We start from the raw sequence: 14946 nt of genomic DNA, 5'->3' as shown, positions 1-14946 counted from the left end.
GGACAGCGGTCGTCAGTCCGGGAGCCGGCGCAGCTCGAGCAGCGTGAACCCGAGGTCCTGGAAACGGTCGAGGATGCCGTGCAGGTGCGGTGCGTCGACGACGTCGCCGAACATGACCGACCCGGTGGTGCCGGTCGCGACGGTCGACTCCTCCAGCTCGGGGAACGCCGCTCGGGCGACGTCGGGGATGTGCTCGACCAGGATGAACTCGTAGCGCACGCCGCCTCCCTGCGTCGATCCGATGCCGAAGCTCCTGTCTCGATCGTGCCGCTCCCCGCCGACCCGGGCGTCACCCCGGACGGGTGAGCCGTGCGTTACAGCAGCCCGAGGCGGCGCGCAGCGGCCACGGCATCGCGTCTGGACCCCACGCCGAGCTTCTGGAAGAGCGATCGCAGCTGGGTCTTGACCGTGTTGCGGCTCACGGCCCGTGCCTCGGCGATCTCGGCGACGGTGAGCAGGGAGGGCAGCTCTCGCAGCAGACTCAGCTCGCGCGCACTGAGCGCCACATCGAGGACCGGGCCGGCCCGCAGGCTGCCGACAGGGCGCGCGTGCGCGCGCAGCTCGAGGACGAACGGCTCGAGCTCACCAAAGCGACCGGCTCCAGCCGCGAGGATGTCGGCGACCTCGGGTGCGACCTCGAGCACCAGGCGGAGGGCACGCTGGGGCGCTGCCCGGGTCAGGGCGAGGACGAGCTCCTCGTGGGCGACGGCCGGCTGGCCGTTGCGCTGGGCGGCCGCCGCCACGACGAGGTGCGCGGTGAGCGATGAGCGCAGCGTGGACGTCGAGGGGTCGGCCCCGAGGATCCGGGAGACCGCCGTCCGCGCCGCGGCATCGTCACCGGCGTACAGGTGACGCAGACCCGACATCGACGCGACCTCGGTCTCGGCCCCGGGCAAGCCCGAGCAGAGCTGCTCGACCTCGAGTGCGAGCCGGGGAAACCCTGCCTGCAAGACGATCCGGTGGGCGCGGGACAGCTCTGCCACGGCCATGTGCGGAGTCATCGCCACACGCGCCACGGTGCGGGCACCTGCCATGACCCTGGCCACGACGTCCTGTCGGGCTCCCGGCTGGTCGGCCGCCTCGACGAGGTCGAGGTTGGCCTCGAGCATCCTTGCCAGTCGCCCCAGCTGCTCGAGGCCGCGAGCCGCCGTCGACATCCCGTCGGACGCGTTGCTCGCTTCGACGTCGGTCAGGGCTGCGCCCTGCGTCGACGCGACTGCTGTCAGCAGCTCGAGCGCTGCCCGGTTGCGCTCACGCGCGGTGGCGTGGTCGAGGACGTTGAAGGCCCCCCAAGCAGCCAAGACGTGGGCGGGGAGCAGCCGGGGCGCCGCCACCCACGGCGTCCCCTGCGCGTCGACAAGAACACGCTCGGACCACGCCGTCATCTCGACGAGGTCCTCCCGACCGGCCGCCACCGACGCCAGACCCACCATGGCCTGCAGCGCCGGCAACGGGTGGCCGGACCCTTGCGCGGTCCTGAGGGCTGACCGGTAGGCGGCCCGCGCCTCGTCCAGACGTCCGGCACCGAGGAGGACGTCGCCGCTCGTCAGCTCGTCGAGCAGGGTCAGGTCGGTCTGGGCATGGGGCACCCGTCCGGCCGACAGACCCTGCTCCGGCAGGTTCTGCACCGTGACGGCGGCGGACGGAAGGTCGCCGCCGACCGGCGGCGACGCGCTTCCCGCTGGTGCCGACTCCTCGGACCACGCCGTGAAGGTCGAGCTCAGCTCGGCGGCGAGCCCGGCGGCGAGGCCGTCTGCGAGGCCGGCTGCGAGCGTCTCGGCGAAGCTCGGCTCGGCACCGGGGACGGGGCCCTGCCGGCGCCCTGCTGGGGTGTCGCCCACGAAGGCGAGCCACCGCAGACCCACGGCCAGGAGCCGCTCGAGCGGCAGCATCGACGGGTCCGCCGCCGTCGCGGGCTGATCACGCAACGGCTCGGAGCACCACGTCCCCGGCTGGGTCACGAGCGATGCGAGCTGGTCACGGGCCGCCGAGGGGTCGGAGAGGTCGAGGCTCGCCAGTGCCGCGACTGCGGTCATGACGGGGTCGTCGGCGCGGACCGCGCGGACCGCGGCCTCCACGTCGGAGGCGCGACCGTCGAGCAGCAGGTGCAGGGCGTGCTGGTGGATGACGTCGCTCATGAGGTCGAGGTCGCCCGCTGCCTCTGCGTGACGCAGGGCCTGCCCGGGAACCTCGTGGGCGGCATACCACTGGGCGGCCCGGGCGTGGACGTCACGTGCGCCTCGCGCGCTCCTGGCCTCGAGCATCGCGCTGAGGTAGCTGCGCAGGAGCACGTGGTAGCGGTAGGTCGGCGTCCCCACCCGGTCGACGGTCACCATGGCGTTGTCCGCGGAGAGGGACTCGAGCAACGCACCCGCATCGTCCCGCCCGGTGACCGCGGCCCCCAGGTCTGCCGTCAGGTCCTCGAGGACGGAGGTCGAGAGGAGGAACTCGCGCGTCGACTCGTCGAGGCTCGCCAGCACCTCTTCGACGAGGTAGCCGGACATGGCCCGGTTGCTCCGCGCGAACTCACGCAGGAAGACGTCTGCGTCGCGGCCGCGGGCCAGCGAGACGGCGGCGAGTGCGACGCCCGCGGCCCAGCCCTCGGTGAGCTCCTGGAGGTAACGCACCTGGTGGTCCTCGAGCGCGAGGTCGTGCCGCGACAGCAGCTCGCGGGTGTCGTCGAGCGTGAAGCGCAGGTCCCGCTCCCGCACCTCGACGAGTCGTTCCTGGAGGCGCAGACGTGCCAGGTGCAGGTCCGGCTCGGCCCGCGTCCCGATGACCACGTGCAGGTGGGTCGGCGCCCAGCGCACCACCATTTCGACGAGCTCGACGCAACGGGGGTCCCGGACGAGATGGAGGTCGTCGAGGACGAGCCACATGTTCTCGGCAGCCGCCCCGGCGAGCTCGAGCAGGCGGGTGACGAACGCGGTACCGACCCGGTCCGGCGCGGTCTGGTCGTCCAGCCCCGCCACCGTGCCGGGAGCAGCGGCGCGGACGGCTCCGAGCAGCGTCGCGGCCATGACCTGCGGGTCGTTGTCCTCACGATCGAGCGACGCCCACCCGACGAGGTCGCCGCGCCGCTCCAGCTCGCGAGCCCAGTCGGCGAGCAGCGTCGTCTTGCCGGTGCCGACGGAGCCGGCGACGAGCACCGTGGTGCCGCTCCCGCGCTCGGACGCCGACACCAGAGGCGTCGGCACGTGGATCGCGCTCCGGCTCACGGTTCGCCCGGTCAGGCCCGGAACCCGGTGCTTGGGCGAGGGGCGGGACGGCGCCGGATCGTCACCCTCGGTCCGCCGGTCCCTCGCGCCAGCGGTCCCGACGGTCCTGGCCGTCCCCGAGCGCACGACGGTCAGCGCCCGCCGCGGGACCCGACGGGTCTCCTCGACTCGTGGGCACGTCCGGTCGACCGACGGATGAGGGGCAGCTGCGGTGACGAAGTCATACCGGTGCACTTTCGCGAGGGGTCACGTCTGCGGCACGTTCCGGACTGACCGCTCGACCGCCGACGACCGCGGTCACCGGCCGCTCAGCCCAACTTCACACTAACGCCGGGAAAGGCGGGAACCACCCGAATGCCCAACGTCCGTCGTTGCGTCCACGGGCACGCGGGGTCCGGGACGCCTACGTCACATCTCCTCGTGGGTGTCCGGGTCGCCGCCGAACAGCCGACCGTCCGCGCGCCCGAGCGCGGTGATCGCGGCCATCTCGTCGGGGGTCAGCTCGAATCCGAAGACGTCAAGGTTGCTGCGCTGCCGGGCGGGGTCCGACGACTTCGGCAGCGGAACGACGCCGAGCTGCACGTGCCAGCGCAGGATCGCCTGGGCCGGCGTGACGCCGTGGGCCTCCGCTGCTGCAGCCACCGGGTCGGCGGCGAACGGCGCGTTGCGTTTGCCGAGGGGGCTCCACGCCTCCGTGACGATGCCGAGCCGCTCGTGGACCGAGCGCAGGGGCTCCTGGGGGAAGAGCGGGTGCAGCTCGACCTGGTTGAGCACCGGGGTCACGCCCGTCGCCTCGATGACGTCGGCGAGGTGCTCCTCGGTGAAGTTGCTGACGCCGACGGACCGCACGAGGCCCCGTTCGCGGCACTCCACGAGCGCGCGGTACGCATCGACGTAGAGCCCGACGCTCGGGTTGGGCCAGTGGATGAGGGCGACGTCCACCTGCTCGAGGCCCAGGCGCTCGAGGGACCCCTCGATCGAGGCGACGGCCCGGTCGAACGCGTGGTCCCGGCCGGGCACCTTCGTCTGCACGACGATCTCGTCACGCGGCACGCCGGACCTGCGGATCGCCTCGCCCACCTCCGCCTCGTTGCCGTAGTTGACGGCCGTGTCGAGCAGCCGGTAGCCGCCCTCGAGCGCGGACACCATGGCGCGTATGCCGTCCTCGCCGGTGAGCGGGTACGTGCCGAAGCCGAGGGCCGGCAGGGCGGCGCCGTCCGTGAGCGTGCGTGTCGGGAGAGTCACCATGCTCCCCAACCTACGCAGGACCGGCGCGTGCCGGCGGATCCGGACCACCCGCGACGCATCCCGCAGCAACGGGTACGGGCAGGGCTGGTGACCGAATCTCCGGAAGGACACACCATGGAGTACACCCGTCTGGGCCAGTCAGGCCTCACGGTCAGCCGGATCGCCCTCGGCTGCATGAGCTTCGGCGACAGCAGCCGCGGCAACCACGCCTGGTCCCTCGACGAGACCGAGAGCGAGCCGCTCTTCCGTCAGGCCGTCGAGCTCGGCATCACCTTCTGGGACACGGCCAACGTCTACAGCGCCGGGTCGTCCGAGGAGATCGTCGGCCGCGCCATCAAGGCTTACACGCGCCGCGAGGACGTCGTGCTCGCCACCAAGGTGCACGGCCGCATGCACGACGGTCCGGGCGGGGCAGGCTTGTCCCGCAAGGCGATTCTCGAACAGGTCGATGCCTCGCTGGCGCGCCTCGGGACCGACTACGTCGACCTCTACCAGATCCACCGCTTCGACCCGGAGACTCCGGTCGAGGAGACGATGGAGGCGCTCCACGACGTCGTCAAGGCCGGCAAGGCGCGCTACATCGGCGCCTCGTCGATGTGGGCGTGGCAGTTCGCGACGATGCAGCACGCCGCCGACCTCGGCGGCTGGACGCGCTTCGTGTCGATGCAGGACCAGTACAGCCTCATGCAGCGCGAGGAGGAGCGCGAGATGTTCGGGCTGCTGGCCACCCAGGGCGTGGGCGCCGTCCCGTGGAGCCCGCTGGCCCGCGGTCGTCTCGCTCGCCCATGGGGCACCGAGACGAAGCGCACGGGTAGCGACGCGTTCGGGCAGACCCTGTTCTCCGACCGGGACAAGCCGATCGCCGACGCCGTCGAACAGGTCGCCGGAGCCCGCGGCATACCGATGGCGCAGGTGGCGATGGCCTGGGTGTTGCGCCAGCCCGTCGTCAGCGCGCCGATCGTGGGCCCCACGAAGGAGCACCACCTGGCCGACGCCGTCGCCGCGCTCGAGGTCGACCTGAGCGACGACGAGGTCGCCGCCCTCGAGGCGCCCTACACCCCGCGCGAGCCGTCGGGCTTCTGACGGGGCGCACGTGACCGGACCGGGGCGTCACGGCGGGCGCCCCACGGTGGGTCACGCGTGCCGCTACCGGAGGCGCCCGCCGTCTGGGGGATGATCGGGACGTCGCACTTCCGCGACGGGCTTCGATGAGGAGGTGGACCCATGCCGACCGACGGCCACCGGCGCTTCCCGCGCTCGGTCTTCGAGCACGGCGAGGACCCGGACCCGCGCTTCAGTCTCGCGAACGAGCGCACCTTCCTCGCGTGGATCCGCACCGGGCTCGCCTTCGTCGCGGCAGGCCTTGCGGTGGAGGCGCTGCAGGTGCCGCTGACCCCGTGGCTGCGGGAAGCGATCTCGGTGCTGCTCGTCCTCGCCGGCATCGCCGCCACCGCGCAGGCATGGCTCTCGTGGATGCGGACCGAGCGCGCCATGCGCCACGTGGCGCCGCTGCCGTCCTCGGGTCTCAAGCTGCCCATTGCCGTCATGCTCGGACTCGTGGCCCTCGCCGTCATCGTGGGTCTGCTGCTGTGACCTCTCCGGCCGACCGGGGCATGCAGGCCGAGCGCACGGCGCTGGCCTGGCGCCGCACCGCCCTGTCGGTCGCGGTCGGATCACTCATCGGCCTGCGGGTGCTCCCGCCGCAGCTCGGACCGCTGGGGTATGCCGTGGCCGCCCTCGGCCTGGTGTGGAGCGTCGACCTCGCACTGACCGCTCGTCGCCGCTACCGCGACGGGAGCCGCCACGTGCGCGCGGGGGACGTCGTCCCTGCGCGTGGTGTCCCTGCGCGCACGCTCGCCCGCACGGCCGCGACGACGGGAGTCGTCGGGCTGGCCGCGCTGGCGTTCGTCGTCGTCATCGCGCTCCGGTGACGCGTGCCCGCGTCCGCATCAGGTCTTGCCGAGGTCCACGGTGCACAGGGCCCAGATGACGAAGACGTCGAGGGCGATGATGACGATCGCCCAGATCGGGTAGTGCGGCAGCCACATGAAGTTGGCGATCGCCGAGACTCCGGCGAGCGCGATGCCGACCGAGCGCGCGAAGATGTTGCCGGTGAAGATGAAGCCTCCGGCCACTGCTGCACCGAGACCGACGATCATGTGGAACCAGCCCCACGCCGTCGCATTGAAGGTGAAGACGTAGTTCGGCGTGCGGACGAGGAAGTCCGTGCCGTTGACCACGGTGACAAGGCCCTCGACGAACTGGAAGAGTCCGACGACGATCATCAGGGTGGCGGCGAAGGTGCTCAAGCCGGCGGCCCAGAGCGTGCGGGTGCGGTGGGTGGTGCTGGTGCTTGCCATGGGGTCCTCCGAGACGAGTTGGAGCGTTCTCGACGTGTTTCGATGCTACGAAGCTCGACCCGCGGGCGGCTCATCCGGAGAGGATGATCCGCAGCCGGCCGAGTCAGGCGAAGGCGTCCTCGCGGTAGGCCTCCCGTCGGCGCACGGCGTCCTGGATCGCGTCCATCTGCGCGTCGGTGCAGTGGAGGTCGTAGATGTCGCGGATGAACTCCGGCAGGTCGGCGCGGTAGTCGTGCGCCCAGGCCCTGAAGGACCCCGGCAGCTGCGCGTTCTTCATGTCGATGAGCGTCTGGAAGAACGTCGTGACGGGACGCCACCGCATGCCGGGCGGTATGCCGCGGGGTGACCTCCCGGGGACCTGCTCGGGCTGCGGCCGGTCCGGACCCAACCACGGCGGCCTGCGGTTGAGCAGGTCGAGTCCGAACTTCGTGACGCCGTCGTTGTCGTGGCTGAGCAGCACGTAGCGCACCCGGGCCCGCGCGGCCTCGTCCAGGGCCATGAACTGTTCGTGGTCGTTGACGACCGCCACGAGCGCCGGGTCGACGTCGAGCCGGGGGGCGCCGGTGATCTCGTGCATCCACTTGCTGCCGTCGGGGGTCCCGATCCACAGGGCCCGGTCGATGCCGAGCGCCTGCGGCCCGAGCGTCCCCCATCCCAGCAGCACGTCCTGGCTCGTGTGGGCGCCGAGCGACTCCCCGAAGAGCACCACCTCGGGCCGCGCGTCCGGGGGCATGGTGCGCACGCGCTCGAGGATGCGCAGCCACAGCAGACGGTTCTGCTCGCGCGCGTCGCGGACCTTGCCGAGGGAGAGCGGTGACGGCCGTCGGGAGTACTGCATCGTCACGCTCGCGATGTCGCCGCGGGTCAGGTACTGCGCGGCGGCGATGGCCACGTAGTTGACGTAGCCGGTTCCCGTCGGGGAGACGAGCATGAGCAACGAGCGGGACCAGGCGTCGGTGCGGTCCATCTCGGCGATGGCGAGCTCGACACGTTCGGCCGGGGTCGCTGCGCTGTCGAGGCCGACGAACACCTGCACCGGGTGCGCCATCGCCGGCTCGCCCATCACGGTCGGGATGGAGAGGTCGGCCGGGACCGTGCCGTCGGGCAGGGGCGGCGGGCTGACGATCGGTGCCGGCCGCACGAAGGTCACGGCGTGCCGTCGCCCCTCGCGCCCGAGCGAGTCCCACGAGACGAGGCTCGCCGGGTCGCCGCTCACCATCGGGTCCGTCCACACGCCGGACGCAGCGCTCATCCACGGGTCCACGGTGGTCGTCACGGCCTCGATCCGTTGCATGGCCCGGGTCCACAGGGCACTGACGACGACGCCGGCTCCGGCCGCGAACGCCGCGTGCGAGACGACCTGCCACGCGAGGCCCACACCGGGGGCTGCGCCAGGGGCGAGCCGGCGCACCTGCTCGGCCGTCCACCGCTCGAACCAGCCGGCGCCGTAGAGCACCGCGAGGACGCCGCCGCCGGCGGCGAGCCCACCGATGGTCGGGACGTCACCGGCCGCGTCGACACCGCCGTCGGTGCCGACGCGGCGAGCGCGTTCGATGACGGCGGACGTGGCAAGGCCCACGGGGATCGACAGGGGCAGGGCCGCGAGGCGTCCGTCGGCCCCGACGGCGCGGTCGAGCCGGCGCATCGCGGCGGTGGCACCGATGAGGATCGTGCCGCACAGGGCCGTGGAGCCCATCCGCCAGGCCGCCTGGCGCACGAGGCCGTCCCTGGCCGTGGCGACGCCACGACGGTCGAGGTATGCCGCGAGGCCGAGTCCCAGCGGCGTCATCGCCAGCTCGCAGCCGAGGGCCGCAACCGAGCGGCGCCGCTCCTCAGGCCAGTCGTCGGGGAACAGCGACCAGGTGGTCGCTGCCCCGGCGACGGCAGGGGTCACGACGTCGATGACGTCCTGCGAGAAGAGGGTGAGGAGGTAGCTCGCGCCTGTCGACAGCCCGGTGATGAGGCCTTGGTCCTGCCAGGAGCGCTTCGACAGCGACGGCGCCAGGGTCGACGGCGTGACGACGGAGGCCATGACGAGACCGACCTTCTGCCCCGTGTGCACGAAGTCCGACTGCTCCATGAGCCCTCCCGCCAGTGAACCGATGGACGCGCTGTCCCGGCGGCGCACGCCCTCCTGCTCCGAGCATGGACACGACGGTGCGCCCAGCGCTCACCCTTCGAGGGTGAATGTGCCCCGAGGTGGGGAGCGTGTGGCCCAGGACGGCCCCCTGGCCCGGCCCAGGTGGCCATCATGGAGCCATGGCAACGAACGTCGACGTCGTCCCGCCCCCCGGTCCGCGTCCCGGCCTGACCCGCCTGGAGTCCGTGGACGGGAGGTCGTTCGTGGCGCGCGGCCCGTCGAACGAGCAGCCGGTGCCAGGCGACTACCTCGAGCCCGAGGGCGAGGGCGGCGTCCTCGCGTTCGTCGAGGAGGTCACCGGTGACGGGTCCGCAGCGGGCTTCTCGGCCTCCGGCACCCTCGTGCAGTTCGGTGGCGGGTCCGGCGCCTCGGGACGACCTGCGGGCGCGCCGTGGCACGACGTCGCCGTCCGGCCGACGCGGCCCGACACGGTGCAACACCTGCTGTCGGCGGCCGACCCGGAGCTGCACCTCGGCCACCTCGCGGGGCAGGACTCGGTGGGCGTCGCGCTCGTGCCCAACCGCCTCAACCGGCACACCTTCTGGTGCGGCCAGAGCGGCTCCGGGAAGACGTACGCCCTCGGCGTCCTCCTCGAACGCATCCTCCTGACGACCCGGCTGCCCATCGTCGTCTTCGACCCCAACAGCGACTTCGTGCGGCTCCACGAGCGGGCCGTCGAGGCCAACGCGCTCCAGGCGGGAGCCCTGGGCGGCCGTGACGTCGTCATCCTCCGTCCTGACGACGAGCAGACCCCGCTGCGGGTGCGCTTCACCACACTCACCTCGCGGGCCAAGGCCGCCGTGCTGCGCCTCGACCCGATCGTGGACCGGGCGGAGTACAACGCGCTCCTGCGCCTCTTCTCCGGAGACTTCGACACCGTGGACGCCGGGCAGATCCTGCCCTACCTGCGCTCCCTCGGCGACCCGGATGCCGAGGCCCTCGCCCAGCGCATCGAGAACCTGGGGGTCATCGAGTGGACGAGGACGTGGGCCCTCGGCGCGGTGCCGGTGACCGACGTCATCGCCCGCCGGCCGGCCGCGACCGTGCTCGACCTCGGCGGCTACGAGCGACCCGAGGAGCAGCTGACCGTCGCCCTCGCCGTCCTCGACGACCTGTGGGCGCGGCGGGCCGAGCGACGGCCCCTTCTCATCGTCGTCGACGAGGCGCACAACCTCTGCCCGCCCGAGCCCGAGACCCCGCTCGGCGTCGCGGTGCGTGACCGCCTCATCCAGATCGCCGCCGAGGGCCGCAAGTACGGCCTGTGGCTGCTCCTGTCGACGCAGCGCCCCTCGAAAGTGCACCCCGGCATCGTGTCGCAGTGCGACAACCTGACCCTGATGCGGATGAACTCGCGCGAGGACCTCGAGCAGCTCGCGTCTGCCTTCGGGTTCGTGCCTCGGGGCCTGCTGGCCCAGGCGGCGCGTTTCCGGCAGGGCGAGGCGCTCCTCGCAGGCGGGTTCGTGGCGATGCCGAGCATCGTCCAGATGCGCACGCGCGTCACGCCGCAGGGTGGCACCGACGTCCCGGTGCCGATGCCCTGACGGCTCAGGCGTCCGGCGGGAAGGCGATGGCCTCGCCCTCGATCCGCAGGCGGAGCTCGGTGCCCTTGGCGGCGATGAACGCGTTGGAGTGACGGATGCTGATGATCTCTCCCCCACGGGCGAGCGCCGATGTCTCGCAACCAGGTTCACGCCCCGAGGTCAGCTCGAGACGGACGGTGCTCTCGGGCCCGAAGTAGTCGGTGTCGACGACGACGCCGCGGATCGGGCCGTTCTCGTCGACGCGGATCTGCTCGGGGCGGAGCATGAGCTGGACGCGGCCCCGACGGGTCGTGGGCGCCAGCCGGACCGTTCCGAGAGAGCACGTGGCGGTGTCGCCGTCGACCCAGGCCTCGAGCATGACGGCGTCGCCCAGGAACTCCGCCGTGGCGCGGTCGACCGGCCGGGTGTAGACCTCGAGGGGGCTGTCGACCTGGGCGAGGAGACCGTCGCGCATCACGGCCACCTGGTCGGCGAAGCTGAGCGCCTCGGCCTGGTCATGGGTGACGAGCACCGTGGTGATCCCGGCGTCGTGGAGCACCTTGGCGACCGTGCGCCGGGTCGCGACCCGCAGCCCGGCGTCGAGCGCGGAGAAGGACTCGTCGAGCAGCATGAGCTCGGGCTCGCGGGCGAGCGCCCTCGCGAGCGCGACGCGCTGCTGCTGGCCGCCCGAGATCTCGTGCGGACGGCGGGCCGCGAGTGCCGCGTCGAGCGAGACCATCTCGAGCAGCTCCACCACCTTGGCCTGCGTGGCCTTGCGCCCCTTCGGCAGCCGCGCGGTGTCGATGCCGAAGGCGACGTTCTGACCGACGGTGAGGTGGGGGAAGAGGGCCCCGTCCTGGGCGACGTAGCCGACGTCGCGGTGGTGCGCCGCCACCCAGGCGCCCTCGCCGGCGAGCGCACGCCCGCTCAACGTCACCGAGCCCGCCTCGGCCCGCTCGAAGCCGGCGATGAGGCGCAGCAGGGTCGTCTTGCCCGAACCGGACGGGCCGACGATGGCCGTCGTGCTGCCCGGGTCGACCGACAGCGTGACCCCGCGCAGCACCTGCTGGCCTCCGAAGCTCTTCACGAGTCCGCCCACCTCGAGACGACCGCGCGCGGCCGGATCGTGGTAGTCGACCGTCGTGGCCGCGGAGGTCTGCGGGCTCGTCAGGGGTGTCGGTGTCATTGTCCGGCCGCTTTCTTCGACTGCTGGAAGAGCAGGTAGGTCATCGGGGCCGAGAGCACGACCATGAGCAGCGCGTAGGGGGCGGCGCCGGCATAGTCGATCTCGCTGCTCTTGGCCCAGAACTGCGTCGCGAGGGTGCGCGTGCCGTTCGGTGAGAGCAGCAGGGTCGCCGTCAGCTCGTTGACGATGGCGAGGAAGACGAGCGCCGCTCCCCCAGCGGCCGCCGGCGCCGTCAGGCGCAGGGTGACCCGGGCGAAGGCGGCCAAGGGGCGCACGCCCAGCGCCTGCGCGGCCTCCTCGAGCTCACGGGGGGCCTGGGCGAGCCCCGAGCGAAGGCTGACGAGCGCGCGGGGCAGGAAGAGCAGGACGTATGCCGCGACGAGCACGAACGCCGTCTGGTAGAGCCCGGGAAGCAGGCGGATGCTCACGGTGACGAAGGCGAGGCCGACGACGATGCCGGGCATCGAGCTCGTGACGTAGTTGGAGAGCTCGAGGGACCGCGTGAACCAGCTCGGCCGGCGCACGGCGAGGAACGCCATCGGGAACGCCACGAGGGTCGTCGCCACCGCACCGGCCACGCCGTAGAGCAGCGTCTGGAGCAGGGCCGGGACGAGCTCGTCCGGCACCCAGATCGCCGAGCCGCCGACCACGACCCACCGCACGACGAACCACATCGGGACGCCGACGGCGAGCACGACGAGGAGCAGGAGCGAGAGCTGCGCAGGGGCGTGGAGGTGGCCCAGCGGCATACGCCCCGGCACGGCCTGGCCACCGGAGCCGACGCGGGCGTAGCGGGCGGTGCCCCGGCTGCGCACCTCGGCGACGAGCAGCAGCAGGCACAGGACGACGAGCACGCTCGCGAGCATGTTGCCGGCGGCGCCGTTGAACGTCGACTGGTACTGCACCATGATCGCCGTCGTGAAGGTGTCGAAGCGGATCATCGCGAAGGCGCCGTACTCGGCCAGCAGGTGCAGGCCGACGAGCAGCGCACCACCGGTCATCGCGAGCCGCAGCTGAGGGAGCACGACTCGGCGGAACACGTGCCACGGCCCGAGCCCCAAGGAGGCCGCCGACTCCTCGAGCGCCGGGTCGAGGCGGCTCAGCGTCGCCGCCGCCGGGATGTAGACGAGCGGGAAGTAGGACAGCACCGAGATGAGCACGCCCGACCAGAGACCGCCGAGGGACGGGACGGCCGACACCCAGCCGTAGCTGTTGACGAACGCCGGGATGGCGAGCGGCGCGGCGAGGGCGAGCGCCCAGAACCTGTTGCCGCGCAGCCGGGTCCGTTCGACGAGCCAGGCACCGCCGACGCCGAGCACGAGGCACAGCGGCACCGAGAACAGCATGAGCAGGACGGTGTTGAGCAGCAGCTCGCCGACGCGGGCCCGGAAGATCAGGCCGACGGCGGTGTCCCAGCCGGTCGCGACGGTCATCGCCAGGACGTAGCCGAGGGGCATGAGCGAGAACAGCGCGATGAGCACCGCGAGCACCGCGAGCACCGGCGGTCGCCGGCGCTCCCGGAGCGCAGTCAGTTCGGTGGTCACCGGCGAACTACAGCAGACCGGCCTGGGTCATCAGATCGGTGACCGTGGCGGAGTTGAGCTTGGCGGGGTCGACCGTCGGGGCCTGGAGGTCCTTGAGGGGCACGAGCACCGGGTTGGAGGGCACGTCCGAGCCGACGGCGTACTCGAAGGACGTGCCTTGTCGGAGCACCTCCTGGCCGGCCTTGCCCGTGATGAACTTCAGCAGCGACTGGGCGGCCGCGGCGTTCTTCGACGACTTGAGCACCCCGCCACCGGACACCGACACGAAGGCGCCCGGGTCCTGGTGCTTGAAGTAGTGGGTGCCGACGTTGGCCGAGTTCTCGCCGGTCTTGGCCTGGTCGCCGTAGTAGTAGTAGTGGTAGATCAGCGCGGTCTCGACCTCGCCCGAGTTGACCGCCTTCATCGCGGTGCTGTTGCCCTTGTAGACCTTGGCGTTGGTCTTCATCGCCGTCAGCCACTCGTTCGTCGCGGCCTTCCCCTTGAGCGCGGCCAGCGCGGAGACGATCGCCTGGAAGTCGGCTCCCGACGGCGACGCGGCCCAGCGGCCCTTCCACTCGGGCTTCGCGAGATCGAGCATCGACGCCGGAAGCTGGTTCTCCTTGAGCTTGCGCTTGTCGTAGACGAGGACGGTCGAGCGGGCCGCGATGCCGGTCCACTTGCCCGTGGACGGGCGGTACTCGGCGGGCACCTGGTCGAGCGTGGCCTTGTCGACGTCGGCGAAGAGGCCGGCGTTCTCGACCTGCGTCATGGCGGGGCTGTTCTCCGTGAGGAAGACGTCGGCCGGCGACGCCGCGCCCTCCTGCACGATCTGGTTGGACATCTCGGTGTCGTCACCGTTTCGGACCGTGACCTTGATCCCGGTCTGTTTCGTGAACGCGTCGAGCCACTCCTTGGTGAGGCTCTCGTGCTGCGCGTTGTAGACGGTGATGCTGCCCGTGCCGGCGCTCGATCCGCCGCTCGCGGACGATCCGGAGCCGCAGGCCGCCAGGGCGAGGGCACCGGCCGTCGTCATGGCGACGCCGATCAGGGTGTGGGGGCGGGAGGTCATGTGAGCTGCCTTCGTGATCCGGAAGGGACGTGCCGGTCTCGCGGCCGGCACGTCCTGGTAGGTAAGCCTTACCTTACATGCCGTTCCGGACGCACTTGACCATCCTGCCGGATCGCGCGGGACACGGCTGACGCTGCGCGGTACTCGTGCCGGCACCCCACTACGCTCTCGGTCATGCGTCAGACCATCGTGTCCCTCGTCGACGACCTCGACGGGTCGGACGCCGACCAGACGGTGACCTTCGGCATCGACGGCCGGACCTACGAGATCGACCTGTCCGCAGCCAACGCCGGACAGCTCCGCTCGTCCCTGGGCGGCTGGGTGTCCAGGGCCCGGCGAGCCGGTGACGAGCGCAGCGCCGATCCCGGCCTCGTCGACACCCTGGTCCCCCGCGCGCGCCTCACCACGGTGCTCCCCGCCGTGGGCGAGTCCCGCAACGCGCTCATCCGTGCCTGGGCTGCGGAGAACGGACACCACGCCCCCGCCCGCGGCCGCATCCCGCAGCCGGTCGTCAAGGCCTACAAGGACGCCCACCGCTAGGTGTACTCGGCCTGGACGTTGGTGACACGTAGGCGTTGACGACGAGGAGAACCTCCGGGTGAGGTGTGGATTGTCGAAGTCACACACCGTCCGGAGGTTCTCGTGCCCCACGCTAACGCCCGTCTCAACGTCCATGGTCGTT

Annotated in this window: 13 protein-coding genes; 5 read left to right on the top strand and 8 right to left on the bottom strand. The window is 71.9% G+C overall.

The features are described from left to right. Positions 1-12: 12 nt before the first annotated feature. The 3 genes from AB4030_RS12790 to AB4030_RS12780 all read right to left on the bottom strand — a co-directional run bounded on the left by AB4030_RS12790 (position 13) and on the right by AB4030_RS12780 (position 4466). Positions 13-219, bottom strand: coding sequence for a hypothetical protein (locus tag AB4030_RS12790; protein ID WP_442279603.1), 207 nt, complete (start codon positions 217-219; stop codon positions 13-15). A 95-nt stretch (positions 220-314) separates the two neighbouring features. After that, positions 315-3218: a LuxR C-terminal-related transcriptional regulator gene (locus AB4030_RS12785; RefSeq protein ID WP_442279602.1), complete on the bottom strand. Its 2904-nt coding sequence runs from the start codon at positions 3216-3218 to the stop codon at positions 315-317. 408 nt (positions 3219-3626) lie between these two features. After that, positions 3627-4466 (bottom strand): aldo/keto reductase, encoded by an 840-nt coding sequence (locus AB4030_RS12780; RefSeq protein ID WP_442279601.1) that lies wholly within the window; start codon positions 4464-4466, stop codon positions 3627-3629. A gap of 114 nt (positions 4467-4580) precedes the next feature. On the opposite strand from AB4030_RS12780, the gene AB4030_RS12775 reads away from it, so the two are divergent. The 3 genes from AB4030_RS12775 (at position 4581) to AB4030_RS12765 (ending at position 6397) form a co-directional block, all read left to right on the top strand. Continuing rightward, positions 4581-5549, top strand: coding sequence for an aldo/keto reductase (locus tag AB4030_RS12775; protein ID WP_442279600.1), 969 nt, complete (start codon positions 4581-4583; stop codon positions 5547-5549). 141 nt (positions 5550-5690) lie between these two features. Beyond that, positions 5691-6059: a YidH family protein gene (locus tag AB4030_RS12770; protein ID WP_442279599.1), complete on the top strand. Its 369-nt coding sequence runs from the start codon at positions 5691-5693 to the stop codon at positions 6057-6059. Continuing rightward, entirely contained in the window at positions 6056-6397 is a 342-nt protein-coding gene (locus AB4030_RS12765) for a DUF202 domain-containing protein (RefSeq protein ID WP_442279598.1), read from the top strand. Before AB4030_RS12770 ends, AB4030_RS12765 begins: the two co-directional genes overlap by 4 nt. A gap of 18 nt (positions 6398-6415) precedes the next feature. Here the strand turns inward: AB4030_RS12765 and AB4030_RS12760 are convergent, their stop codons facing one another. Next, positions 6416-6826, bottom strand: a complete 411-nt coding sequence (locus tag AB4030_RS12760) for a DUF7144 family membrane protein (protein ID WP_442279597.1) — start codon at positions 6824-6826, stop codon at positions 6416-6418. Between the two features lie 103 nt (positions 6827-6929). Beyond that, complete coding sequence (locus AB4030_RS12755; RefSeq protein WP_442279596.1) at positions 6930-8906, bottom strand: alpha/beta-hydrolase family protein; 1977 nt, start codon at positions 8904-8906, stop codon at positions 6930-6932. 179 nt (positions 8907-9085) lie between these two features. Between AB4030_RS12755 and AB4030_RS12750 the strand changes: the two genes are divergently transcribed. Then, positions 9086-10507, top strand: coding sequence for an ATP-binding protein (locus tag AB4030_RS12750; RefSeq protein WP_442279595.1), 1422 nt, complete (start codon positions 9086-9088; stop codon positions 10505-10507). Between the two features lie 4 nt (positions 10508-10511). Here AB4030_RS12750 and AB4030_RS12745 read toward each other — a convergent pair whose 3' ends face one another. From AB4030_RS12745 to AB4030_RS12735, 3 genes are read right to left on the bottom strand one after another with little or no spacing between them, the layout of a single operon-like run. Next, positions 10512-11672 carry an ABC transporter ATP-binding protein gene (locus tag AB4030_RS12745; RefSeq protein WP_442279594.1) on the bottom strand — a complete coding sequence of 387 codons (1161 nt, stop codon included), beginning with the start codon at positions 11670-11672 and terminating at the stop codon, positions 10512-10514. Beyond that, the gene (locus AB4030_RS12740) at positions 11669-13216 is read right to left on the bottom strand and encodes an ABC transporter permease (protein WP_442279593.1); all 1548 of its coding nucleotides are present in this window, start codon (positions 13214-13216) and stop codon (positions 11669-11671) included. The genes AB4030_RS12745 and AB4030_RS12740 overlap by 4 nt, the downstream gene beginning before the upstream one ends. A 7-nt stretch (positions 13217-13223) precedes the next feature. Beyond that, positions 13224-14264 (bottom strand): iron ABC transporter substrate-binding protein, encoded by a 1041-nt coding sequence (locus AB4030_RS12735; protein ID WP_442279592.1) that lies wholly within the window; start codon positions 14262-14264, stop codon positions 13224-13226. 174 nt (positions 14265-14438) lie between these two features. Between AB4030_RS12735 and AB4030_RS12730 the strand changes: the two genes are divergently transcribed. After that, positions 14439-14804, top strand: coding sequence for a histone-like nucleoid-structuring protein Lsr2 (locus AB4030_RS12730; RefSeq protein ID WP_442279591.1), 366 nt, complete (start codon positions 14439-14441; stop codon positions 14802-14804). The last annotated feature ends 142 nt before the right edge of the window (positions 14805-14946 follow it).

Source organism: Terrabacter sp. 2YAF2 (assembly GCF_052114705.1).
GTDB lineage: Bacteria > Actinomycetota > Actinomycetes > Actinomycetales > Dermatophilaceae > Terrabacter.
Note: the sequence above shows the minus strand (reverse complement) of the source record. Positions and strands in the feature narration are given on the sequence as shown.